Source organism: Actinophytocola sp., assembly GCF_035712165.1.
GTDB lineage: Bacteria > Actinomycetota > Actinomycetes > Mycobacteriales > Pseudonocardiaceae > DASYTH01.
The window spans coordinates 1-23,094 of sequence record NZ_DASTBH010000432.1 but is presented as its reverse complement, the minus strand read 5'-3'; the positions used below and the strand labels follow the sequence as shown (position 1 = coordinate 23,094).

27 protein-coding genes are annotated in these 23,094 nt (G+C 72.2%); 14 read left to right on the top strand and 13 right to left on the bottom strand.

Going from position 1 to position 23,094, the window contains the following annotated elements; genetic code table 11:
• Positions 1-200 precede the first annotated feature (200 nt).
• The 6 genes from VFO68_RS23975 to VFO68_RS23950 all read left to right on the top strand — a co-directional run bounded on the left by VFO68_RS23975 (position 201) and on the right by VFO68_RS23950 (position 6,518).
• The gene (locus VFO68_RS23975; RefSeq protein WP_325160619.1) at positions 201-1,379 is read left to right on the top strand and encodes a PucR family transcriptional regulator; all 1,179 of its coding nucleotides are present in this window, start codon (positions 201-203) and stop codon (positions 1,377-1,379) included.
• A gap of 136 nt (positions 1,380-1,515) precedes the next feature.
• Positions 1,516-2,481 carry an ACP S-malonyltransferase gene (locus VFO68_RS23970; RefSeq protein WP_325160618.1) on the top strand — a complete coding sequence of 322 codons (966 nt, stop codon included), beginning with the start codon at positions 1,516-1,518 and terminating at the stop codon, positions 2,479-2,481.
• Positions 2,478-3,452, top strand: coding sequence for a beta-ketoacyl-ACP synthase III (locus VFO68_RS23965; protein WP_325160617.1), 975 nt, complete (start codon positions 2,478-2,480; stop codon positions 3,450-3,452). The genes VFO68_RS23970 and VFO68_RS23965 overlap by 4 nt, the downstream gene beginning before the upstream one ends.
• A 61-nt stretch (positions 3,453-3,513) precedes the next feature.
• Complete coding sequence (locus tag VFO68_RS23960) at positions 3,514-3,777, top strand: acyl carrier protein (RefSeq protein WP_325160616.1); 264 nt, start codon at positions 3,514-3,516, stop codon at positions 3,775-3,777.
• Positions 3,778-3,805: 28 nt separating this feature from the next.
• Entirely contained in the window at positions 3,806-5,044 is a 1,239-nt protein-coding gene (locus VFO68_RS23955; protein WP_325160615.1) for a beta-ketoacyl-[acyl-carrier-protein] synthase family protein, read from the top strand.
• A gap of 46 nt (positions 5,045-5,090) precedes the next feature.
• Positions 5,091-6,518 carry an acyl-CoA carboxylase subunit beta gene (locus VFO68_RS23950; RefSeq protein WP_325160614.1) on the top strand — a complete coding sequence of 476 codons (1,428 nt, stop codon included), beginning with the start codon at positions 5,091-5,093 and terminating at the stop codon, positions 6,516-6,518.
• A gap of 32 nt (positions 6,519-6,550) precedes the next feature.
• Here the strand turns inward: VFO68_RS23950 and VFO68_RS23945 are convergent, their stop codons facing one another.
• On the bottom strand, positions 6,551-7,120 hold the full coding sequence (locus tag VFO68_RS23945; protein WP_325160613.1) for a hypothetical protein: 570 nt from the start codon (positions 7,118-7,120) through the stop codon (positions 6,551-6,553).
• Between the two features lie 20 nt (positions 7,121-7,140).
• Positions 7,141-7,632, bottom strand: coding sequence for a DUF3145 domain-containing protein (locus VFO68_RS23940; protein WP_325160612.1), 492 nt, complete (start codon positions 7,630-7,632; stop codon positions 7,141-7,143).
• 192 nt (positions 7,633-7,824) lie between these two features.
• Between VFO68_RS23940 and VFO68_RS23935 the strand changes: the two genes are divergently transcribed.
• Positions 7,825-9,138 carry a hypothetical protein gene (locus VFO68_RS23935; RefSeq protein WP_325160611.1) on the top strand — a complete coding sequence of 438 codons (1,314 nt, stop codon included), beginning with the start codon at positions 7,825-7,827 and terminating at the stop codon, positions 9,136-9,138.
• Positions 9,139-9,142: 4 nt separating this feature from the next.
• Here VFO68_RS23935 and VFO68_RS23930 read toward each other — a convergent pair whose 3' ends face one another.
• From VFO68_RS23930 to VFO68_RS23920, 3 genes are read right to left on the bottom strand one after another with little or no spacing between them, the layout of a single operon-like run.
• Positions 9,143-10,156 (bottom strand): D-cysteine desulfhydrase family protein, encoded by a 1,014-nt coding sequence (locus tag VFO68_RS23930; RefSeq protein ID WP_325160610.1) that lies wholly within the window; start codon positions 10,154-10,156, stop codon positions 9,143-9,145.
• A gap of 28 nt (positions 10,157-10,184) precedes the next feature.
• Complete coding sequence (crcB, locus tag VFO68_RS23925) at positions 10,185-10,553, bottom strand: fluoride efflux transporter CrcB (protein WP_325160609.1); 369 nt, start codon at positions 10,551-10,553, stop codon at positions 10,185-10,187.
• On the bottom strand, positions 10,550-11,053 hold the full coding sequence (locus VFO68_RS23920) for a CrcB family protein (protein ID WP_325160608.1): 504 nt from the start codon (positions 11,051-11,053) through the stop codon (positions 10,550-10,552). Before VFO68_RS23920 ends, crcB begins: the two co-directional genes overlap by 4 nt.
• Before the next feature lie 115 nt (positions 11,054-11,168).
• Here VFO68_RS23920 and VFO68_RS23915 point away from each other — a divergent pair, with 115 nt between their 5' ends.
• A complete protein-coding gene (locus VFO68_RS23915; RefSeq protein WP_325160607.1) occupies positions 11,169-11,501 on the top strand; it encodes an Lsr2 family protein in 333 nt (110 codons plus the stop codon).
• A gap of 3 nt (positions 11,502-11,504) precedes the next feature.
• Here the strand turns inward: VFO68_RS23915 and VFO68_RS23910 are convergent, their stop codons facing one another.
• The gene (locus tag VFO68_RS23910; RefSeq protein WP_325160606.1) at positions 11,505-12,386 is read right to left on the bottom strand and encodes an oxygenase MpaB family protein; all 882 of its coding nucleotides are present in this window, start codon (positions 12,384-12,386) and stop codon (positions 11,505-11,507) included.
• An 84-nt stretch (positions 12,387-12,470) separates the two neighbouring features.
• Here VFO68_RS23910 and VFO68_RS23905 point away from each other — a divergent pair, with 84 nt between their 5' ends.
• Complete coding sequence (locus VFO68_RS23905; RefSeq protein WP_325160605.1) at positions 12,471-12,836, top strand: hypothetical protein; 366 nt, start codon at positions 12,471-12,473, stop codon at positions 12,834-12,836.
• A 4-nt stretch (positions 12,837-12,840) separates the two neighbouring features.
• Here VFO68_RS23905 and VFO68_RS23900 read toward each other — a convergent pair whose 3' ends face one another.
• From VFO68_RS23900 to VFO68_RS23890, 3 genes are read right to left on the bottom strand one after another with little or no spacing between them, the layout of a single operon-like run.
• A complete protein-coding gene (locus tag VFO68_RS23900) occupies positions 12,841-14,250 on the bottom strand; it encodes an NAD(P)(+) transhydrogenase (Re/Si-specific) subunit beta (RefSeq protein ID WP_325160604.1) in 1,410 nt (469 codons plus the stop codon).
• Positions 14,251-14,270: 20 nt separating this feature from the next.
• Positions 14,271-14,564 carry an NAD(P) transhydrogenase subunit alpha gene (locus VFO68_RS23895; RefSeq protein ID WP_325160603.1) on the bottom strand — a complete coding sequence of 98 codons (294 nt, stop codon included), beginning with the start codon at positions 14,562-14,564 and terminating at the stop codon, positions 14,271-14,273.
• On the bottom strand, positions 14,565-15,668 hold the full coding sequence (locus VFO68_RS23890) for a Re/Si-specific NAD(P)(+) transhydrogenase subunit alpha (protein WP_325160602.1): 1,104 nt from the start codon (positions 15,666-15,668) through the stop codon (positions 14,565-14,567). It abuts the gene before it with no gap.
• A 125-nt stretch (positions 15,669-15,793) separates the two neighbouring features.
• Here VFO68_RS23890 and VFO68_RS23885 point away from each other — a divergent pair, with 125 nt between their 5' ends.
• Together VFO68_RS23885 and VFO68_RS34320 are read left to right on the top strand one after the other, a co-directional pair.
• Positions 15,794-15,991, top strand: coding sequence for a hypothetical protein (locus tag VFO68_RS23885; protein WP_325160601.1), 198 nt, complete (start codon positions 15,794-15,796; stop codon positions 15,989-15,991).
• Between the two features lie 119 nt (positions 15,992-16,110).
• On the top strand, positions 16,111-16,602 hold the full coding sequence (locus VFO68_RS34320; RefSeq protein WP_414635557.1) for a ClpX C4-type zinc finger protein: 492 nt from the start codon (positions 16,111-16,113) through the stop codon (positions 16,600-16,602).
• 3 nt (positions 16,603-16,605) lie between these two features.
• On the opposite strand, the gene VFO68_RS23870 is transcribed toward VFO68_RS34320, so the two are convergent.
• The 4 genes from VFO68_RS23870 to VFO68_RS23855 form a co-directional block, all read right to left on the bottom strand.
• Positions 16,606-18,159 (bottom strand): acetolactate synthase large subunit, encoded by a 1,554-nt coding sequence (locus VFO68_RS23870; protein ID WP_325160640.1) that lies wholly within the window; start codon positions 18,157-18,159, stop codon positions 16,606-16,608.
• Positions 18,160-18,173: 14 nt separating this feature from the next.
• Complete coding sequence (locus tag VFO68_RS23865) at positions 18,174-19,547, bottom strand: FAD-binding oxidoreductase (RefSeq protein WP_325160600.1); 1,374 nt, start codon at positions 19,545-19,547, stop codon at positions 18,174-18,176.
• A gap of 66 nt (positions 19,548-19,613) precedes the next feature.
• The gene (locus VFO68_RS23860; RefSeq protein ID WP_325160599.1) at positions 19,614-20,189 is read right to left on the bottom strand and encodes a TIGR03086 family metal-binding protein; all 576 of its coding nucleotides are present in this window, start codon (positions 20,187-20,189) and stop codon (positions 19,614-19,616) included.
• 22 nt (positions 20,190-20,211) lie between these two features.
• A complete protein-coding gene (locus VFO68_RS23855) occupies positions 20,212-21,171 on the bottom strand; it encodes a LysR family transcriptional regulator (protein WP_325160598.1) in 960 nt (319 codons plus the stop codon).
• A 115-nt stretch (positions 21,172-21,286) separates the two neighbouring features.
• Here VFO68_RS23855 and VFO68_RS23850 point away from each other — a divergent pair, with 115 nt between their 5' ends.
• Genes VFO68_RS23850 through VFO68_RS23840 form a run of 3 tightly spaced genes read left to right on the top strand, consistent with a single transcriptional unit; the run spans position 21,287 to position 23,014 of the window.
• On the top strand, positions 21,287-22,111 hold the full coding sequence (locus VFO68_RS23850; RefSeq protein WP_325160597.1) for an NAD(P)-dependent oxidoreductase: 825 nt from the start codon (positions 21,287-21,289) through the stop codon (positions 22,109-22,111).
• Positions 22,112-22,158: 47 nt separating this feature from the next.
• Positions 22,159-22,560: a RidA family protein gene (locus VFO68_RS23845; protein WP_325160596.1), complete on the top strand. Its 402-nt coding sequence runs from the start codon at positions 22,159-22,161 to the stop codon at positions 22,558-22,560.
• A 10-nt stretch (positions 22,561-22,570) separates the two neighbouring features.
• Positions 22,571-23,014 carry a GNAT family N-acetyltransferase gene (locus VFO68_RS23840; protein ID WP_325160595.1) on the top strand — a complete coding sequence of 148 codons (444 nt, stop codon included), beginning with the start codon at positions 22,571-22,573 and terminating at the stop codon, positions 23,012-23,014.
• Positions 23,015-23,094: the final 80 nt, after the last annotated feature.

Here is a 23,094-nt window from a genome sequence, read left to right as displayed (position 1 = left end):
CGAACGGGGGACGGGGGTGGCGTGGGCAAACCGGGATCGTCCATAGTGGAGAGACCGGTGGGGACCGGGGAGATGGGCCGCCTGGCATCGGGCGCACCGAGTTAGCCAGGCGGCCCGTTCCCGTTCCGTTCGGCTGGCGTGACGGCCAGCCGCGCGTGCCCAGTAAGCCCAGCCCCGGCGCGGCGTGCGATTCTGAGGCCATGAGCGGCACGCGCGAGACGACGTTGTCCGCCGCCACGTTCGCGGCGCTCGACCACGCATCCGGCAAGATCGCCTCCGCCGCTCTCGCCGCGATGGAGGACCAGTTCCCCTGGTTCGGCCGGATGCCGGCCGAACAGCGGGCGAGCGTGCTGTTCATCGCCCAGACCGGCGCCGCCGGGTTCACCGCGTGGCTGCGCGACCCGACCGGCGCCCGCAAGCTGACCACCGACGCCTTCCGCAGCGCCCCGCAGGACCTGTCTCGCTGGATCAGCCTGCGGCAGACCGTGGAGTTGGTGCGGGTGGCCCTGCAGGTGCTCGAGCGCCAGGTCCCCGAACTGGCCGCCGACGAGCCGGAACGGCAGGTGCTCACCGAGGCGGTGCTGCGCTACGGCCGGGAGGTCGCGTTCACCTCGGCCATGTCCTACGCCTCCGCGGCCGAGGCGCGCGGGGCGTGGGACGCCCGGCTGGAGGCATCGGTGGTGGACGGGATCGTGCGCGGCGACGCCGAGGAGTCGCTGCTGTCCCGGGCCGCCGCGCTCGGCTGGGACCCGGCCGCGGAGGCCACCGTGCTGGTCGGCAACACGTCCTCGGACGACCCGCCGACCGTGATCTACGAGGTGCGCAGCCGGGCCGCCCGGGTCGGCCGGTCGGTGCTGCTCGGGGTGCAGGGCGCCCGGCTGGTGGTGCTGCTCGCCGGCCCGTCCGAACAGACGGTGCTCAACCGGATGGTCAACGCCTTCGGCCCCGGCCCGGTGGTGGCCGGACCCACGGTGTCCAGCATCGCCGAGGCGCACCGCAGTTCGGCCGACGCGCTGTCCGGGCTGCGTGCGGTGGTCGCCTGGCCGGCCGCGCCGCGCCCGGTGCGCTCCGCCGAGCTGCTGCCGGAACGCGCCCTGGCCGGTGACCCGGAGGCGGAACGGCAGCTCATCGACCGGGTCGCCCGGCCGTTGGAGCAGGCCGGCGGCGGGCTGCTGGAGACCGTGGAGACCTACCTGGAGACCGGCGGCGTGCTGGAGAGCTGCGCCCGGCAACTGTTCGTGCATCCGAACACCGTGCGCTACCGGTTGCGCAAGGCGGCCGAGATCACCGGCTGCAACGCCAACCTCCCTCGGGACGCCCTGGTTCTTCGGGTGGCGCTCGCGGTCGGCCGGTTGTCCCGCTCGCGCGGGCTGTGGTGACCCCCGGACGACCAGCTAATGTCATCGGCACGTCACGGTGTGAAACAGACAACGATTTCCGGCTAACGGCGTTCAGGCGGCGGAAACTTTTGTAGGGCTCCTACAAGACGGCTGTCCTAGATTCGTACCTGTCGGCATGGCTCCCGGCCGGATGACCCGGGAGAGTGTGCACGTGCTCGCTTTACTCGCGCCCGGACAGGGCTCCCAGTCCCCCGGCATGCTCACCCCCTGGCTGGCGGTGGCGGATGCCCGGGACACCCTGGCGCGCTGGTCCGAGCTCACCGGTCTGGACCTGGTTCACCTCGGCACCGAAGCGGACGCCGAGGAGATCAAGGACACGGCCGTCACCCAGCCGCTGGTGGTCGCGCTGGCCCTGCTGGCCTTCGCCGAACTGGAGCGGCAGGTCCCACTGCCCGACGACCTGGTGGTCGCGGGGCACTCGGTGGGCGAACTGGCCGCCGCGGCCATGGCCGGGGTGCTCAGCCCGGACGACGCCGTCGCGCTCGCCGCGGTCCGCGGCCGCGAGATGGCCGCCGCCTGCGCGCTGGAGCCGACCGGCATGGCCGCCGTGATGGGCGGCGACCCCGACGAGGTGGTCGAGTGGCTGGCCGGGTTCGACCTGACCGCGGCCAACCGCAACGGCGCCGGGCAGATCGTGGCCGCCGGCCCGGTCGACGCCCTGGACAAGATCGTGGAGGCCGAGCAGCGCCCGGCGACCAAGGTGATCAAGCTGAAGGTGGCCGGGGCGTTCCACACCCGCTACATGAGCCCGGCCAGGGACGCGATGGAGCAGCGGGCCAGGGACATCCGGGTGGCCGACCCCGTCCGGACCCTGCTGTCCAATGCGGACGGACAGGTGGTCCGGACCGGTGACGAGGTACTGACCCGGCTGGTCGCCCAGGTCACCAGCCCGGTGCGGTGGGACGCGTGCATGACCACGATGGCGACGACCGGGGTCGACGCGATCGTCGAGCTGCCGCCCGCCGGAACCCTGACCGGGTTGGCCAAGCGCGAGCTGAAGGGCACACCGACCGTGGCCCTCAAGGTTCCCGCGGATGTCGCCAAGGTGGCCGAGCTGAATCAGAACAGGAGTGGATCGTGACCGCACTGCGGCTCGCGGATGGCGTTCGGGCGACGCGAATTCTGGGCATCGGGAGCACCCAGCCGGAGCGGGTGGTCACCAACGACGACCTGTCCAGGACCATGGACACCACCGACCAGTGGATCCGGGAGCGGGTCGGGATCGTCGAGCGCCGGTTCGCCGACAAGGACGAGAGCGCCGAGGACATGGCGGTGATCGCCGGTTCGAAGGCGCTGGCCGACGCCGGACTCGCGCCGACCGACGTGGACACCGTGATCCTGGCCAACTGCACCTCGACGGTGCCGATCCCGAACGGCGCGGCCCCGGTGGCCGACCGGATCGGGGTGAAGGCGGCCGGCGCGTTCGACCTCAACGCCGCCTGCGCCGGGTTCTGCTACTCGCTGGGCGTCGCGTCCGACCTGGTGCGGGCCGGCTCGGCCGGCCGGGTGCTGGTGATCGGCGCGGAGAAGCTGACCGACGTGGTGGACCCGGTGGACCGCGCCAACGCGATCATCTTCGCCGACGGCGCTGGCGCCGCCGTGGTCGGTCCAGCCGACGAGCCGGGCATCGGCCCGGTGGTCTGGGGCAGCGCGGGCGACATGGTCGACCTGATCTACATGCGTGACGAGCGGTACATCTACCAGGAAGGGCAGTCGGTGTTCCGCTGGGCCACCACCCAGATCGCACCGATCGCCATCCGCGCCCTGGACGCCGCCGGCCTGCAACCGTCCGATGTGGACGTGCTGGTGCCGCACCAGGCCAACCTGCGGATCGTCGAGGCGATCGCCAAGCGGCTGCGGGCCAAGGGCGCACGGGAGGACATGGTGGTGGCCGACGACATCGTCCACTCCGGCAACACCTCCTCGGCGTCCATCCCGATGGCGCTGGACCACATGCGGGCCGCCGGCCGGGTGCACTCGGGCGACGTCGCGCTGCTGATCGGGTTCGGCGCCGGCCTGTCCTACGCCGGCCAGGTCGTGATCTGTCCCTAGCACCACAGGCTCCGGCCGGCGTCCGTGCCCGGCCGGTGATCGACAAGGAAGGAATTTCTCCATGGCGAACGATGCCGCGAAGAGCCTCACCAACGAGCAGATCCTCGAAGGGCTCGCCGAGATCGTCGAAGAGGTCGCCGGTGTGGCGGTCGAGGACGTGACCGCCGACAAGTCCTTTGTGGACGACCTGGACATCGACTCGCTGTCCATGGTCGAGATCGCCGTTCAGGCCGAGGACCGGTTCGGGGTCAAGATCCCGGACGACGAGCTCGCCAACCTCAAGACCGTTGGCGACGCGGTGAGTTACGTCTCCAAGAACGCGTAACAAGACACTCTCAGGACTCGGAGGGCTAGTGAGCAACGCCGACATCGTCATCACCGGGTTGGGCGCCACCACGCCGCTTGGCGGCGATGTGGCGTCCACCTGGGACGCCATGTTGACCGGTCGAAGTGGGGTGTCCACGCTCGAGTACGACTGGCTCGAGCGGTTCGACATGCCGGTCCGGATCGGCGCCACCCTCGCGGTCGAACCGACCGAGATCCTGCCGAGGGTCGAGGCGCGCCGCCTCGACCGGTGCGAGCAGGTCGCGATCGTCGCGGCGCGGCAGGCGTGGCGGGACGCCGGCTTCGGCGAGCCCGGCGAGGGCGTGGACCCCGACCGCCTGGCCGTGGTGGTCGGCACCGGGATCGGCGGCGCCATGACCCTGCTCAACCAGGACGACCTCCTGGAGAACGTGGGGCTGCGCAAGGTGTCGCCGCTGACCGTGCCGATGCTCATGCCCAACGGTCCGGCCGCGCACGTCGGTCTCGACCTGAAGGCACGCGCCGGGGTGCACGCCCCGGTGTCTGCCTGCGCCTCCGGAGCCGAGGCCCTGGCCTGGGCGTGGCGGATGCTGCGCGCCGGCGAGGCCGACGTGGTCGTGGCCGGCGGCGCCGAGGCCTGCATCGCCCCCGTCACGATGGCCGGCTTCACCCAGGCCCGCACGATGAGCACCCGCAACGACGAGCCGACCAGGGCGTCCCGACCGTTCGACGTGCACCGGGACGGCTTCGTGCTCGGCGAGGGCGCCGGGATCGTGGTGCTGGAACGGGCCGACCACGCCGCGGCCCGGGGCGCCCGGGTGTACGGCCGGCTGGCCGGCATCGGCACCAGCGCCGACTCCTACCACATCACCGCGCCCGACCCGGAGGGCGTCGGCCAGGCCAGGGCCATCTCGGCGGCGCTGCGCAGCGCCGGGGTCGACCCGGCCGACGTGGGCCACGTGAACTGCCACGCCACGTCCACCCCGGTGGGCGACGTGGCCGAGACCGTGGCGATCCGCAAGGCGATCGGCGACCACCCGGTGCTCACCGCGCCCAAGAGCGCCTTCGGGCATCTGCTCGGCGCGGCCGGGGCGGTCGAGGCGATCATCACCGTGCTGTCCATCCAGGACGGACTGGTGCCGGCCACCCTGAACCTGGACGACCAGGACCCGAAGGTGTTGCTCGACGTCGTCACCGGCGAGCCACGCAAGATCGAGCTGACCGCTGCCGTGAACGACTCGTTCGGCTTCGGCGGCCACAACGTCGCACTGCTGTTCACCGCCGCCTGACCACGAGTCCGGCGTGGAATCACCCACCTCCAGGGAGGATCGCTCGATGACCGCTGTGGCCACCCGGCCGGGCGCCCGCCAGCTCGACCCCCGGGAACCGGAGGTTCGGCTCGCCGCGCTGCTCGATGCCGGTTCGATGGCTCCGCTGCGCCCGGCGGACTCCTCCGGCGTGTACGCCGTGCGCGGGCGCATCGACGGCACGAAGGTGATCGCCTACTGCACCGACGCCACCAAGATGGGCGGCGCGATGGGCACCGACGGCTGCCGGCACATCGTCGAGGCCATCGACGCCGCGGTGCGCGAGCGCTGCCCGGTCCTCGGGGTGTGGCACTGCGGCGGGGCCCGGCTGGCCGAGGGCGTGGAGTCGCTGGACTCGGTCGGCCAGGTGTTCGCCGCGATGATCCGGGCCTCCGGCCGGATCCCGCAGATCTCGGTGGTGGTCGGGCCGGCGGCGGGTGGCGCGGCCTACGGCCCGGCGCTGACCGACGTGGTGATCATGGCGCCCGAGGGACGGGTGTTCGTCACCGGTCCGGACGTGGTGCGCAGCGTCACCGGCGAGCAGATCGACCAGGAGGGCCTCGGCGGCGCCGAGGCGCACGGCCGGCGCTCCGGCGTGGTGCACGTGCTGGCCGACGACGAGCCGGACGCCTACCGGCGGGCCCGGCGGATCACCTCGCTGTTCGCCCGCCCCGGCCTGTTCGACCTGCACGCCGTGCGGGCCGAGGAGAACCTGCGGATGTTGCTGCCCGAGCAGGCCAACCGGGCCTACGACGTCAAGCCGCTGCTGCGCGGCATCCTCGACCATGACCAGGACGGGTCGGTGTTCGAGGAACTGCAGGCGAAGTGGGCGCCCAACATCGTGGTCGGCCTCGGCCGGCTCGGCGGCCGCACGGTGGGTGTGATCGCCAACAACCCGCTGCGCAAGGGTGGCTGCCTGGACTCGCTGTCGGCCGAGAAGGCCGCGCGGTTCGTCCGGATGTGCGACTCGTTCGGCGTTCCGCTGCTGGTCGTGGTGGACGTGCCGGGCTACCTGCCGGGCGTCGGCCAGGAGTGGGAGGGCGTGGTGCGTCGCGGCGCCAAGCTGCTGCACGCCTTCGCCGAGGCCGTGGTGCCGAGGGTGACGCTGGTGACCCGCAAGGCCTACGGCGGCGCCTACATCGCGATGAACTCCCGCTCGCTCGGCGCCACCGCCGTGTTCGCCTGGCCGGAGGCCGAGGTCGCCGTGATGGGCGCCAAGGCGGCGGTCGGCATCCTGCACCGCAAGAAGCTCGCCGCCGCGCCCGAGGAGGAGCGCGAGACGCTGCACGTGCGGCTCACCGAGGAGCACGAGCGGATCGCCGGCGGCGTGGACCGTGCCATGGCGATCGGAGTGGTCGACGAGGTGATCGAGCCGCGGCAGACCCGGCGCAAGCTCGCCGAGGCGCTGGCCGCCGCACCGGCCGGTCGCGGCGCGCACGGCAACATCCCGCTGTAGCGCGCCGATCCGGCCGGGTCAGCGAACACAGGTCAACAGCCTTGGTGCTGCGGGATGAAGTTGGTCTCCCCGACGTCGATCTTCCACGCCCCGTCCTCGACCACGAACGCCCAGATCAACCGCCAGCGCAGGCAGCCCAGCGGCAGCTCGATCGGCGCCTTGTCCTCGTTCTGGGTGCTGGTGAAGCTGAGCAGCACCCGGGCGCTGTCGTTCGCCCCGGTCTCGATCCGCCACATGACGATGGTGCCGTCCCGGGTGCTCTCGTAGCTTTCCCGCCACTTCCGCTCCGGCTCCTCCTTGACCCGGCCCGCGGTCACCACGTGGCGCCACTGGTCGTAGTTCCGCGTGTTGATCGCGTCGAAGTAGGCCTGCAGCACGCCGCGCAGGTCGTCGTAGAGCGGGTGGTCGGCGGCGTCCTTGGTGGCCTCGACGGTCGCCGGTCCGGGCTGCTCGTCCGGCGGCACCTGGTTCTCGCTGGGCAGCACCGCGACCGGCGAGCTGTCCGGGTCGAAGTAGAGCTGCCGCGCCACGATCCCCGCGGAGACGGTGGCGATCATGGCGAGCAGCACCACCGGCAGCACCCAGCGCGGCTTGGCGGACATGCGCCTCAGCGTCGCACGGTTCAGCCGACCCGGTGCAACCAGGTCACCGGCGCGCCGTCGCCGGCCCGGCGGAACGGTTCGAGGGCCGCGTCCCAGGACGCCCCGAGCAGTTCGTCGACCGCGTGCGCGAAGGACTCCCCGGCCCGGCTGGCGCCGGCCAGCGCGCGCAACTGGTCCTCGGCCACCACGATGTCGCCGTTGGCGCTGGTGCGTGCCCGCCACAGGCCCAGGGTGGGTGCGAAGCAGAACCGTTCGCCGTCCACGCCCGGGCTGGGCTCCTCAGTGACCTCGAACCGGATCATGGGCCAGGCCTTGAGTGCCGCGACGAGTTTGCCCGCGGTGCCGGGCTCCGCGGTCCAGCAACACTGGGCCCGGAGCTGTCCGGGCGCGGCCGGCTGCGCGGTCCACTGTAGATCCGCGCGAGTGCCGAGGGTGCCCGAAATCGCCCACTCGACGTGCGGACATACCGCAGACGGCGACGAGTGGACGTACACCACGCCACGGGTGCTCACTGCTGACCTCCGCTGCTCGACGAGGATCGTCTTCCCCTACGTCCTGTCGAGCGCGGTGACACCCGCCGTCTATTGTGCCCTGCCGTCCCGCCGTTTCGCCACACATGATCCTTGGCCGGGATTGCCCATACGTCCGGCGCGGCGAGGGGCGCGAGGATACCGTGGACCAAACGCGCGGGCGGGAGGTTCGAGGTGCGGCTGATCCGGCTCGGCGGAGGGTCGTCCGGGGTCGGTGCGGACGTGCGGGCGGCGCTGGCGTCATGGGGGCAGGGCAACGCGGTGGTCGGCGGGATCGCGCTGATCGGCTGTCAGCCGCCCGGCTGTCCCCGGCCGGTCGACGCGATCGTGGTGCTGCCGCGCGCCATCCTGGTGGTGGTCGGCGTCGACCTGCCCGATCCGGCGGTGCGCCTGGACGCACCGCTCGCCGGGCAGTGGAAGACCGACGGCTGGCCGCTGGTCCGCGGCGACGGAATGGTCAACCCGGGAGCCGAGGCGCTGGCCTCGGCCGGGGCGATCACGGCGATGCTGGAAGCCGCCCGGGTGGAACCGCTGCCGGTCGGCACCGTGATCGCGGTCGGTCCGTACGTCTCCCAGGTGTTCCAGCCCACCGCCGACCTGCTGCGCGGGGTGCGCATCCTGCACCCCGAGCCGATGACGCTGCTCGGCGCCGTCCGGGAGTTGGCCGTCTACCAGGGATCCTGCACGATCGACGGGGCTCGCCGGGTGATCGGGACACTCAGCCCGCAGACCGCCGTCGAGCCGGCGGACCTGGCCGCCGAGGGGTTCGCCGACGCCGCCGTGGCCCGCCTGACGGCCGCCGACACCACGCTGATCTCCCGGGTGACCGACACTCCGCCGCCGCAGCGGCCGGCCCGGCCGCCCCGTCCGGCCCGCCGCGCTGGACGCCCGCTGCGCTGGCTGCCGGTCGGCGCCGCGGTTCTGGTCGCGCTGCTCATGATCACCGGCGTGGTGCTGGCCATCACCTCGTCGGGCGACGAGCCGGACGCGGGCGGCCCGGCCGCCAACCGGGGTGTGACCAGTTCGGCCGCCACACCGGAGATCAAGGTCGAGGGCGTCGCCTTCCAGCCCAAGGGGGACGTCCGGGCCACCGACTGCGCCAACCACGCCTACGGTGACCTGCAGGTGTGGCTGCGCAACGGCCGGTGCAGCGAGCTGATCCGGCTGCGCTTCGAGTCCACTGTAGACAAACAGCGGGCCGCGGTGCTGGTCGCGGTGCTGCGGTTCACCGACCCGACCTCGGCGACGGAGCTGCGCTCGGTGGCCGACCGGCCGGGCAGCGGAGCGGTGACCGACGTGTCGGTGGAGGGCGCCGCCTGGCCGGACGGTGGCAAGCCGTTCTTCGAGTCGGCCGCCTATGCCAGCGGCCGGGAGGGCAACAGCGTCAAGCTGGTCCAGGCGGTCTGGATGGACCAGCAGTCCAGTCCGGACAACCCGATCCTGAAGGACCTCGCCACCAAGGCCCTGCAGCTCCCGGTCGCGAACTGAGGGCTCAGGGCGCGACGGCGTCGAACAGCTCGGGGCCGTAGCCGAACAGCCCGGGCAGCCCGCCGGTGTGCAGGAACACCACCGTCTCCGCCGCGCCGGTCTCCCCGCCGCGCACGGCATCCACCAGGGCCGCGCCGGCCTTGCCGGTGTAGACCGGGTCCAGGGTGATGCCCTCGGTCCGGGCGAACAGCCGAATGGCCGCCCAGGTCTCGGCGGTCGGCACGCCGTAGCCCGGCCCGACCGCCCGGCCGGTCACCCGGACGTGGTCCAGCGCCGGCCGTGGCACCTCCAGCAGTGCCGCGGACTCGTCCACCAGCCGGCGGATCTGGGCGGGCTTGTCCGCGGCGGGCGGCGAGACGGCCACGGCCTCCACGACGACCGGCCAGTCCAGCAGCGCGACGCCCAACGCCAGCCCGGCCACCGTGCCGCAGCTGCCGGCCGCGCAGAAGATCCGGTCCACCGCCAGCCCGGCGAGCTGGTCGCGCAGCTCGACGGCGGCGGCCAGGTAGCCGAGCACGCCGAGCCCGTCGGACCCGCCGACCGGGAACGTGACGGTCCGGCGCCCGGCGGCCGCCGCCTCGTCGACGATCCGCCGGTAGGTGGCCTCGGTGCTGGCGTCGTCGTCGCAGATGTGCACCGCCGCCCCGTAGAGCAGGTCCAGTGCCACGTTGCCGGAGCGCTCGTAGGCCTCGCCGGTGCGCGGCACCGCCCGGGTCAGGACCAGCTCGCAGCGCAGTCCGAGCCGGGCGCAGGCGGCGGCGGTCTGCCGGCCGTGGTTGGTCTGCAGCCCGCCGAAGGTGATCACCGTGTCCACACCGCCGGCCAGCGCGGCGCCCAGCAGGAACTCCAGCTTGCGCAGCTTGTTGCCACCGACCCCGAGCCCGTTCACGTCATCCCGCTTGACCAGGATGCGTGGGCCGCCGAGCGCCTCGGACAGCCGGCGGCAGTCCTCGAGGGGAGTCGGCCAGGTGCCGAGCGCGGCCCGGGCGAACCGGGACAGGTCGAGCGGGCGAGTCACGGCCGGAGCCTCCTCGTGCTGGGGTGGTTCAGCCGAACATAGCGGCGGTGATCGCGTGGCCGAGCACGGTGGCCCCGATCCCGGCGATCACGCTGACCGCCACGTTGGCCACCGCCAGCATCCGGGCCCGCCGTTCGTAGAGCCGCACGGTCTCGTAGCCGAACGTGCTGTAGGTGGTGAACGCGCCGCACAACCCGGTGCCGAGGAAGCCGGCCAGACCACCGGGTAGCGCGCCGCCGAACCCGGCGAGCAGGCCCAACAGTGCCGATCCGCCGACGTTGACCAGGCAGGTGCCCCACGGGAACACCGAGTCGTGGCGCTGCTGCACGAACCGGTCGACCAGGTAGCGCAGCGGCGCTCCGAGCGCACCGCCCAGGACGACCCACAGCGGCGTCATGCGGCCCGGACCCGGACCCGCCGGGTGGCCAGCCGGGTCAGCGCCAGCCCGGTCCAGGTCGCGGCCAGCGCGGCGGCGACCGTGCCGGTCAGGTAGGCCAGGCCGGTCGCGGTCCACTCCGGACGGAGCAGGTCACGCACCTCATCGGCGTAGGCGGAGAACGTGGTGAACCCACCCAGCACGCCGACGCCGAGGAACGGGCGAATCAGCGGGTGCGCCCGGTATACCTCGGTGATCAGCACCATCAGCACCGCGATCAGGAGGCAGCCGGTCACGTTGGTCAGAAACGTGGCCACCGGGAACCGTCCCGGGGAAACCGGAATCGCCTGGGCCAACCCGTACCGGGCGAGCGCCCCCAGCCCGCCGCCCACCGCGATCGCGGCCAGGGCCGCGCCGTGCGTCCGGGTGAGTTCCGCCCGCTGGCCAGACACGTGCAGATCGATGTCCGGATCGACCGGCACTTCCGCCATCCGGTCGAATCCGTCTCGCTTATCGGGCACATTCACCTCCATTGGGGTGATAGGCGCGTCGCCACACCGATCCACCTGACCAATGGGGGTAGCGCATTCCGATATCCTCCCGCTTGCAAAGTTATCTGAAGCACTGGGAGGAATGGTGGCGCAGCAAACCGTGGTCGAACTCATCGACGATCTCGACGGTGGAGAAGCCGACGAGACCGTGGCGTTTGCGCTCGACGGTGTGGAATTCACAATCGACCTGTCGGCCGACAATGCCAATCGGCTGCGGGACACCCTCGCCGAGTACGTGGGCCATGCGCGGCGCACCGACGCCCGCCGGGCCCGGGCCGCCAGCCTGTCCAGGAGCAACGGGAAGCCGGACACGCAGGCGGTCCGGGAATGGGCGCGCAGCCAGGGCGAGCCGGTCGCCCAGCGCGGCCGGATCTCCCACGACCTGCTCATTCGCTTCCAGGCCGCGCACGGAAACTGAGCCTCACAACGCCGGCAGGCGCTTCGGGCTGGGCATGGACCAGGCGCCGAGCCGGCGGGCGGCGGTGACCGGGTGCGGCTCCCGCCGCCCGATCCGGACCCCACCGGGGATGGACAGCGCGGCCCGGCGCGCGGCACGCAACGCGACCGTCGCCGCGCCGGACGGGTAGGCGCGCCGTCCGTAGAGCCGTAGCGCCCACCGTGGCAGCAGCGAGTAGGCCAGGTGTCCGATGACCGGCTCGTACACCCGCACCCCGAGGCCGAGCAGGCCCGGCACCGGCGGGCGGTGCAGGAAGTCGTAGATCGTGTCGCTGTCGCCGGTGCGCCGCAGGGACGGCCGGATGTCGCGGAAGTAGTCCGACATCTCGGCCACCGAACCGGGCACCCCGGCCGGATCCAGCCCGACCAGCGCCGCCGTGGCCCGCTGCTCGTCCAGGTAGCGGTCGGCGTGCGCCCGGCGCAGCGGGAACCCGGACCGGGCCACCACCGACAGGAACGACGCCACCTCGGCGCAGTGCACCCACAGCAGCAGGTCCGGCCGGTCGATCGGGAACGGCTGCCCGGTGTCCGGGTCGCGGGCCCGCAGCGACCGGTGCACTCGGCGTACCCGGGCCGACGCCCGCTCCACCTCCTCCCGCGTGCCGTAGGTGGACACACCCACGAAGTCGGCGGTCCGGATCAGCCGGCCGAGCGGGTCGGACTGGAAGTCGGAGTTCTGCACGACGGCCGCGACCGCCAGCGGATGCAGCGCCTGCAGGTAGAGGCTGCGGATCCCGGCCACCCACATGGCCGGATCGCCGTGCACCTGCCAGGTGACCGAGTCGGGCCCGAACAGGCCGTGGTCCGGCTCCTGGTCGAGCCGCTCGGCCGGGCTGGCGCTTCGCATGAGTTCAGAATGCCCCAATCCGTCCACGTTCAATACCGTTCCGCTGGACACGCACGGTCGCGGGCCTGGCCGTACTCTCACCCCATGTCCGAGGCAGACGGTTGGGGCGGGGTGCGTACCGTCTGCCATGGCTGCCGGACGATGCGCGAGGTGGTCGAGCAGGTCGACACGCACCAGTTCGAGGTCCGCGCGATGATCGTGCCCGGGGACGGCACCGTGTACCGGCGGATCCGGGCGTCGTTCGAGGTCCCCGACGTGATCGTGGAGATCCCGTGCCCGGACTGCGCGAACCGGCTGGCGGCCGACCGGGTCGCGGCCGACCGGACGCTGGCCGAGCGCGAGGTGGCCGAGGCCGCCGGCCCGGACGAGGACCTCGACGAGGAGCCTGACGACGAGGACGACGAGGACGACCCGGAGTGGCTGCTGCCCGGGTTCGTTCCCCCGGCCTGAGCCGCTACAGGGTCTTGAGCTCCGCGGTCAGTTCGGACACCGACGACTTCGCGTCGCCGAACAGCATGCTGGTCTTGGGATCGAAGTAGAGCGCGTTGTCCACGCCGGCGAACCCCGGGTTCATCGACCGCTTCAGCACGATCACCGACCGGCTGGCGTCCACGTTGAGGATCGGCATCCCGTAGATCGGGGACGCCGGGTCGGTCCGTGCGGCCGGGTTGGTCACGTCGTTGGCGCCGATCACCAGCGCCACGTCGGTGCGCGGGAACTCGCCGTTGACGTCGTCCATCTCCTTCTGGTGCTCGAACGGCACGTCGGCCTCGGCGAGCAGCACGTTCATGTGGCCCGGCATGCGCCCGGCGACCGGGTGGATCGCGTACAGCACGCTGACCCCGCGGGCCTCGAGCAGCTCGGCCATCTCGGCCACGGCGTGCTGGGCCTGGGCGACCGCCATCCCGTAGCCGGGCACCACGACCACCTGCTTGGCGTAGGCCATCTGGATCGCCGCGTCCGCGGCGCTGGTCTGCCGGACCGACCGGTCGCCCGCGTCCACCGCCGCCGCCGTGCCGCCGCCACCGAAGCCGCCGGCCACGATCGCCGGAATCGACCGGTTCATCGCCTTGGCCATCAGGTTGGTCAGGATGGAACCCGAGGCGCCGACGATCATGCCGGCCACGATCAGCGCGGTGTTGTCCAGCGCGAGCCCCATGGCCGCGGCGGACAACCCGGTGAACGCGTTGAGCAGCGAGATCACCACCGGCATGTCCGCGCCGCCGATCGGCAGCACCACGGTCACCCCGAGCACCGCGCTGGACAGCAGCAGGACGATCATCAGCAGTTCGGCGTCCCCGCCGGCGACGATCGCCACCGCGCAGCCGACCGCGATCAGCAGCAGCACCAGGTTGAGCGGTTGCTGCAGCCGGCCGAGGCCGATCGGGCGGCCGGGCAGGATCTCCTGCAGCTTGCCGAACGCGATGTTGGAGCCCCAGAACGACACCGAGCCGACCACCGCGGAGAACAGCGACGCGATCGCAACGTAGCGCGGCTCCTCGGCGTACCCGTGGGTGGTCCGGAACTCCACCCAGGCGATCAGCGCCACCGCGCCGCCGCCGACGCCGTTGAACAGCGCCACCATCTGCGGCATCGCGGTCATCTTCACCCGGCGCGCGGCCGGGATGCCCACCGCGGTGCCGATCGCGACCCCGAGCAGGATCAGCCACCAGTTGCCCATGCCCGGGGTGAGCAGCGTGGCGCCGACCGCGACCGCCATGCCCGCGGCGGCGATCAGGTTGCCGCGCACCGCGGTCTTCGGCCCGGTCAGGCCCATCAGGCCGTAGATGAACAGGCTGAACGCGACGATGTACAGCGACTGGATCAGCGCGGGGTCGTGCAGCCAGCTCACGCCCTGTGACATCGATTCGCTCGCAAGCTCGCTCACTGCTTCGAACCGTCCGACTTGGACTTGAACATGCTCAGCATCCGGTCGGTGACCAGGAACCCGCCGACCACGTTGATCGTGCCGAACGCGATCGCGACCACCAGCAGGATCTTGTTCAGCACACCGTCGACCCCGAGGCCGAGCACGATCAGGCCGCCGAGCAGCACGATCCCGTGGATGGCGTTGGTGCCGGACATCAACGGGGTGTGCAGCGTGTTGGGCACCTTGGAGATCACCAGGTAACCGACGAAGCCGGCCAGGACCAGCACGGCCAGGTTCTGCACCAGCATCTAGCGCTCCTCCGCCCGGCCGGTCACGCAGGCGCCGGCCACCACCTGGTCGCCGAAGTCGGGTGCGAGCGCGCCGTCGGCGTCGACCAGCAGTTCCAGCAACGCGAACACGTTACGCGCGTACAGCTCGCTGGCGTGCTCGGGCATCTCGGCCGGCAGGTTCGGCGGCGCGGCGATCGTGATGCCGTCCACCTCGACGGTCTCCCCCGGCACGGTCAGCTCGCAGTTGCCGCCGGACTCGCCGGCCAGGTCGACCACGACGCTGCCCGGCCGCATCCCGTGTACCGCCTCCGCGGTCACCAGCGTCGGCGCGCGGCGGCCCGGCACCTGCGCCGTGGTGATCACGACGTCGAACCCGCTGATCGACTTGGACAGCAGGTTCTGCTGTTCGGCCCGCTCCTCCTCGGTCAGCTCGCGGGCGTAGCCGCCGGATCCGGCCGCCTCGATGCCCAGGTCCAGCCAGCGCGCCCCGACCGAGCGCACCTGTTCGGCGACCTCCGGGCGCACGTCGTAGCCGGTGGTGTGCGCGCCGAGCCGGCGCAGGGTGGCCAGGGCCTGCAGGCCGGCGACGCCGGCGCCGAGCACCAGTGCCTTGGCCGGCGGCACCGTGCCGGCGGCCGTGGTCAGCATCGGCACGAACCGGGTCAGCCGCTCGGCGGCCAGCAGCGCGGCCCGGTAGCCGGCCACGTTGGCCTGCGAGGACAGCGCGTCCATCGACTGGGCCCGGGAGATCCGCGGCACCGACTCCATGGCGAAACCGGTGATGCCGGCATCCGTGAGCGCCCGGACCACCTCCGGGTGGGCCAGCGGGCTGAGGAACCCGATCAGGACCGCGCCGGCGCGCAGCCGGCCGATCTCCTCCGGACTGGGCGGCGCCACCTTGACCACGACGTCGGCCGGCCACGGGTCGCCGATGCGCGCGCCCGCGTTCTCGAAGGCCGAGTCGGGAAGGTGGGCGCCGGCGCCCGCGCCGCTCTCGACGATCACGTCCAGGCCCAGATCGCTCAGTCGCTCGACCACCTTGGGCACGAGCGCCACTCTCCGCTCGTGGCGGGTGGACTCCCTGGGCACGCCGACCCGCGTGCGCGTCCCTGTCTGTTTCACAGCAGACCTCCGTGGATCCCCGTTGACCCCAACCCCACATTTACCACCAAGACGGACGTACGGTCTATAAGACTCGCCCAAGCGTGAGTGACCCTTGACTTGCCAGTTGCCGGTAACGTCAAGCCATGGTCAATGAATCCTTGCCCAACAAGGACACCCTGCAGGCGGTGGCCGACTCCGCCGCCGAGCATCTCGGCAAGATCGCCACGATCGTGCAGACCGCGGTGGTCGACATCGCGAAGGAACTCGGCGAGTGGTTCTCCGACGTCATGGCGGCACGGGAAACGCCTTCCGAACCCAAGCGGGAGGCGGCGGAGTCCTGAGGGCACCGGGCCGGCAGTGGGCATTCGGCGCGCGATTTTCTGACAATTCACGCTCAATTCTCCGGACGACCGTCTAGCACACCTAGACAGTTAGAGGATCGTCCACCTACCCTAGACACGTGGTGATCGACGAGGACCTGCTGCGCCAGGCCCGCGAGTGCGGCGCCCGGCTGGCCGACGCGGTGCGTCAGTCGGACCTGGCCAAGGCCGACTACCACCACGCCGTGCGCCGGCTGCACTTCGCCGGGGCCTCGCTGCGCGAGATCGCCGAGGCGCTGGAGCTCAGCCACCAGCGGGTGCACCAGATCATCGAGTCCACCGGCGGCACCGGCGGCTGGAAGGCCCGGAAGAAGGCGACCGGCATCCTCGCCTGCAGCTTCTGCGCCCGGCCCAAGCACAAGGTGACCAAGCTGATCGCCGGGCCCGGGGTGTACATCTGCGACCGGTGCGTGGCTCGGGCGCAGCACACCGACCCGGCACCGGCGGCCGGCCTGCTGGAATGTTCCTTCTGCGGCAAGGCGCCGGGCACCGCGCTGTTCGCCGGTCCGGACGTCCGCATCTGCGGGGAATGCCTGCAACTGTGCGAGGAGATCCTCGCCGCGGTCCGGTGACCGTTAGAACAGGGACGGGACCATCGCCTCGATCAGGTGCGGGCCCGGCTCGGCCAGCGCCTTGCCGAACTGGTCCGCCAGTTCCTCGGCCGTGGCGGCCCGGCTCGCCGGAACACCCATGCCCTGCGCCAGCGCCACGAAGTCCAGATCCGGCCGGCCGATATCCAGCAGATCGGCCGCCTTGGGACCGGCCGCCTCCGCACCGACCCGCTGCAGCTCCATCCGCAGGATCGCGTACGAGCGGTTGCTCAGCACCACCGTCGTCACGTCCAGACCCTCCCGGGCCATGGTCCACAGCGCCGAGATCGTGTACATCGCGCTGCCGTCGGCCTGCAGGCAGACCACCGGCCGGTCCGGGCAGGCCACCGCCGCGCCGGCCGCGACCGGCAGACCCTGCCCGATCGCCCCGCCGGTCAGGGTCAGCACGTCGTGCCGCGGCGCGCCGGCCGTAGCCCCCGGCAGCAGCAGGCCGGAGGTGTTCGCCTCGTCGGCGACGATCGCGCCGTCCGGCAGCAGCGCGCCGATCACGTCGACCCAGTTCTGCGGCGTCAGGTCGCCGGACGGCAGGCCGGGCCGCACCGCGTCCTGCAGCACCGGCTTGGTGTCCGCGGCCACCACGTCGGCCAGATGCTCCAACGCCCCCGCGGTGTCCTCGCCGAGCACCGCCAGCACGTGCACCGCGCACCCGTCCGGCACCAGTTCGCTGGGCTTGTCCGGATAGGCGAAGAACGACACCGGCGACTTGGCCCCGACCAGGATCAGGTGCGCGACGTCGGTGAGCTGCCACTGCACCTGCTCGGCGAGGTAGCCCAGCCGCTCCACCCTGGGCAGGCCGGCGCCGCGCTCGAACCGGGCCGGGAAGGTCTCCGCGAACAGCTTCGCCCCGGTCGCCTCGGCGATCCGGCTCGCGGCCAGCAGGCCACGCTCCCGGGTGGTGCCGTGCCCGAGCAGCATCGCCACCGGCTCGCCGGTGCGCAGCACCTCGGCGATCTCCCGGATCCGGTGGTCCCCGACCGGCTCGGGCGGCGCCGGCAGCGCCGGATCCGCCGGCACGCCACCGTCCGACCAGGACACATCGGCCGGCAGCACCAGGTTGGCGATCTGGCCCGGCGCGCGCAACGCCGCCGCGATCGCCGCGGCCGCGTCCGCCCCCACCTCGTCCGGGCTCTTGGAGGTCCGGCTCCAGCCGTGCAGCCAACCCGTGAGCGCGTCGATGTCGCTTTCCAGCGGCGCGTCGAAACCCTTGTGGTAGCGGGCGTGGTCACCGATCACGTTGACCATCGGGGTGTGCGCCCGGCGGGCGTTGTGCAGGTTCGCCAGGCCGTTGGCCATGCCCGGCCCGAGATGCAGCAGGGTCGCCGCCGGGCGCTCGGCCATCCGGCCGTAGCCGTCCGCGGCGCCGGTCACCGCGCCCTCGAACAGGGCGAGCACGCCGCGCATCCGCGGCACCGAGTCCAGCGCGGCCACGAAGTGCATCTCCGAGGTGCCGGGGTTGGCGAAGCACACGTCCACCCCGCCGGACACCAGCGTGCGGATCAGGGCCTGGGCACCGTTCATCGTCACGCCGCTCCTCAGTCGAACAGGACACCGGGGTTGAGAATGCCATTCGGGTCGAAGGCCTGCTTTACCCGGCTCATCAGCGCCACCTTCGCCGGATCCTCCAGCTCGAGGAAGTGCCGCTTCTTCTCCCGGCCGATGCCGTGCTCGCCGGAGATCGCGCCGCCCAGCCCGATGCCCGTCTCGAACAGCGCGTGCAGCACCGCGTAGCGGATCTCCGGGTCCTTCTGGAACACGGCCAGGTGCACGTTGCCGTCGCCGGCGTGCCCGCAGCCCACGATCAGCGTCTGGTTGGCCTGCGCGATCTTGAGCACGGCGGCGAAGAACTCCGGCAGCGCCGCACGGGGTAGCACGGTGTCGATGATGTCGTCGGCGCCGGCGGACCGCGCGGTGAAGAACGCCTTCTCCCTGGCCTCGATCAGCCGGCGGGCGGACGGGCCGGGCAGCACGTAGACGTCGACCGCGCCCAGCTTGGACAACAGCGCGCTGACCGCCTCGACGTCGCCGTCGAGCCGGTCGGTGGTCCGGTTCTCCAGCATCACCACCAGGTAGGCCTGCGAGCTGTCCCGGACCTGGTCCGGGATGCCCAGCTGCAGGTCGGCGGTGTAGGTGATGGCGCCCATGGTCAGCGCGTCGATGAACTCGAGGATCAGCGGCCCGATGCCGCTGCCCACCACCCGGGGCACGGCCCGGGCGACGGCGGCCAGGTCGGCGAACGGGGCCAGCACCGTCGCCTGGTGCGGCTGGCGCGGCTGCAGCTTCAGCACCGCCTCGGTGACCAGGGCGAGCGTGCCCTCCGAGCCGATGATCAGCTGGGTGAGGTCGTAGCCGGTACTGGCCTTGACGAACCGGCCGCCGGTCCGGATCACCTCGCCGGTCGGCAGCACCGCCTCCAGGCCGAGCACGTTGTGGCGGGTCACGCCGTAGCGGACCGCGCGCATGCCGCCCGCGTTGGTCGCCACGTTGCCGCCCAGGCTGGAGCTCAGCTCGCCGGGGTAGACCGGGTAGACCAGGCCGGCCTCGGCGGTGCGCTCCTCCAACTCGGCCAGGGTGACCCCGGGCTGCACCACCGCCACGTGGTTCTCGGTGTCGATCTCCAGCACCTGGTTCATCCGCTCGAAGGAGACCAGGATGCCGTCCGGCCGGGGAACCGCAGCCCCGGACAGCCCGCTGCCCGACCCTCGGGCGGTCACCGGGGTGCCGGTCTCGTTGGCGGCGCGCAGCACCTCGGCCACCTCGGCGGCCGAGGCCGGCCGGACGACGTAGGCGGGCAGCACCGGTTCGGCGGTGAGCGCCTCGTCGTGCGCGTAGTCCTCGGACGCCGACTCGCCGGTCAGCACGTGCTCGGCGCCGACGATCTCGACCAGCCGTGCGCCGATGTCCGCCATCGTGCCCTCCCCGGGTCAGCCGCTACTCGCTAGTACAGGGGCCGACAATAGAGGGTTTCCGGAGGGCTAGGGCGACCAGTTCGGGTCCCTTCCGCTGAGACCGAGGGCCCGCACCAGGGCCGGCGCGTCGTCCGGGACCGCGACCGGCTCGCCGAAGATCTGGTACTCGCGGCCCATCTCGGCGAACTGCACGGTCCCGGTGTAGATCTCTTCGGCGAGTCCGGGGGGACACACCAGCTCCTGTCCGGTGGCCTTGGCCAGGTCCCAACCGTGCAGCACCAGCTCACCGATGATCATCCGGCCGATCGTCGGCGCCGGCATCTGCCCACCGGCCATGCCGGTGACGCCCTCCCACGCACCGGGCTCCGCCCAGGCGGCGACCGCACCGGTGAGCTGCCGCTCGTAGACCCGGACCCAGTCATCGGTGATGTGGTCCACGTCGCTCTCCTCGCCGGACGGCGGGTCCAGCTTGCGGGCGGCGACCTCGGACCGCAGCGCCGACCAGAACACCAGGTGGTTGGCCAGCGTGCGGACATCCCAGTCCCGGCAGGGCGTCGGCAGGGCCAGCTGGTCGGCCTTGACGTTGCGCACGACCGCCAGGTTGGCCTCGGCGGCCTGCTCCATCAGTGGTTGCAGATCCATGACCGGGACGCTACGCCGGCGCTCACCTGGCGTATTGCACAAACGCGACGCGACCGCGCCCCGGCGAGCGTTGCGCCAGCTCCGTGCCCAACCGCGCCACGGTGTCCGTGAGGATGCGCAGAAACCGTTGCACCGCAGGAGGTTGGGCAATGGTGGCCGGGGTTGCGGCGTACACCGCCCGGGCCGGGGTGTCCTGCGGGCTCAACCACTTGATCAGCACGTCGGTCCGGGCGACGCCGCCGGCGAACAGACCCGGCACCAGGGTGATCCCGAGCCCGGCGGCGACCAGACCGAGCTTGGCGGTCCAACCGGGCACCACGTAACGGATCTCCGGCTGCATCCCGGTCGGCAGGGCGGTGCCGATCAGGGTGTCCTCCGGGTTCTGCCATCCGGCGATCCAGTGCTCGTCGGCCAGTTCGGCCAGTCGCAGCGTGCGGCGGCGGGCCAGCCGGTGGCCGCGCGGGATCGCCACCAGGAGCGGGTCGTCCAGCAGGTGGGTCAGTTCCAGGCCGTCGCCGTCCAGCGACCGTCCGGGCGGGACACTGACCACGCCGAGGTCCAGGTCGCCGTCGCGGAGTCGGGCGATTTGCACCGGGGTCAGCGACTCGGTGAGCGAGAGCGTCACGTTCGGGTGCTCGGTGTGGAAGGTCGCCATGGCGCGCGGGACGAGCGCGGCGTCGGCGGTGGCGAAGGCTCCGATGCGCAGCCGGCCGATGTCCAGATCGCGCAGGGCGGCCAGGTCCCGGCGCGCGGTGTCCAGCCGGCCGAGCACGGCGTCGGCGTGGTCGAGCAGGCAGCGGCCCTCGTGGGTGAGCCGCACGCCGCGCGACACCCGGTCGAACAGGGTCGTGCCGGTGTCCGCCTCCAGCGCGGCGATCTGCCGGGAGACCGCGGACTGGGTGTACCGCAACGCGGTCGCGGCCGCGGTGAACGACCCCTGGCGGGCGACCTCCCGGAACACCCGCAACCACATGATCTCCATCGGCGCCTCCCATGCGGGTTTCGCATGTGACCCATGCGAGACGTTCGCTTGTCGCATGTCTGCCGTCGAGCCTAACGTCGGCGCCGAACCTCTCACCAGACGGACAGGGAGTCGCATGATCGCCTTCATCGGGCTCGGTCACATGGGCGCACCGATGGCGCGCCGGCTGTTGTCCGCCGGGGCCGAGCTGGTGGTGTGGAACCGGACCCGGTCGCGCGCCGTCCCGCTGGCCGGCGCGGGCGCCCGGATCGCGGACACTCCGGCCGCCGCGGCCGCCGGCGCCGACATCGTGATCACCATGCTGTCCGGCCCGCCCGCGGTGGAGTCCGTCCTGTTCGGACCGGACGGCGTGCTGTCCGCGCCCGGTTCCCGTTGCCTGGTGGAGATGTCCACCATCGGCCCGGCCGCGGTGCACGGCATCGCCGCCCGGCTGCCCGCGGGCGTCTCGTTGGTGGACGCCCCGGTAGCCGGTGGGGTCCGCCAGGCCGAGGCCGGCGCCCTGCGCATTCTCGCGGGGGGTGACGCCCCCGACCTCGAACGCGTGGCCCCGGCCCTCGCGCCGCTGGGCACGGTGCTGCGCTGCGGAGGGGTGGGGTCGGGGGCGTCCGCGAAGATGGTCGCCAACACCGCTCTGATCGGCGGCATGGCGCTCCTGGCCGAGATCCTCGAGTTGGCCGGTTTGCTCGCCCTGCCCCAGACGCTCACCCTCGACGTGCTCTCGCACGGCCCCCTGGCGAGCCTCCTCGACCGTGCCCAGGCCCCCGGCGGTCACTTCACCCTCGCCCTGGCCGCCAAAGACCTGACCCTCGCGCTCACCTCCCCCGCTTCCGGTCTTCCCGTCACCACCGCCGCCCACGCCACCCTGCAGACCGCCGCGGCCCACAACCCCGGGCACGACCTCCGCACCCTCACCAACCTCACCGCACCCCAACCCCGGTAGCCCCAACGTATTGCCCTTCCCCGCACCGTTCGATGGAGGATTCGCCCGTGACCGTGTCGTTCCACAATCCGCCCACCGCCCCGGCGCCACTCGCGGACCGGTACTCGAACATCGCCGTGATCGACCTCGGGACGGCGACCATGCTGGTGCTGTCCGGTCAGGTGGCGTTCGACCACGACGGCTCACTCGTCGGCGAGGACATGGTCACTCAGTCGGAGCAGGTGTTCCGGTGCATCGGCGCGCTGCTCGCCGCGCACGGCGCCGGGTTCGAGCACGTGGTCAACATCCGCACGTACCTCACCGACATCGGGCAGATCGCCGAGTACGCCGCCGTGCGTCGCCGCTATCTCACCGGCACGCCGCCCACGAGCACCACGGTCGAGGTGCCCCGGCTGGTACTGCCCGACGCGTTGCTGGAGGTGGACATCCTGGCGGTCGTGCCCAGGTAGATTCGCCCGTGTGACCACCCGGATCGAACTCGACACCGACCCCGCCCGGATCGACCTGGACACCGTGTGGACGTTCCTGTCCACACAGGCCTACTGGCACCGGTGGCGCAGCCGGTCCGATGTGGAACGACAGATCTCCGCATCCTGGCGCGTGGTCGGCGCCTACGACCGGGACACGGGCCGGATGATCGGTTTCGCCCGCGCCCTGTCCGACGGCGTCGCCCTGGCCTACCTGGCCGACCTGTTCGTTGTGGACGATGCCCGCGGTCTGGGCGTGGGCAAGAGCCTGGTCCGCGAGATGATCGACAACGGGCCCGGCGCCCGGTTTCGCTGGATGCTGCACACCGCCGACGCCCACGGCCTCTACGCGCAGTTCGGCTTCCAGAAACCGGACGACACCTACCTGGAGCGGCCCGCGAACCCGCCCGCGGTTCTGCCGGTCGCCCCGGCATGACCGAGGGTGCTCAGGACTCGTCCACCGACGCTCGTTCCAGGAACGGGTTGAGCAGGCCGGGCACGGCCTCCTCGGCGAAG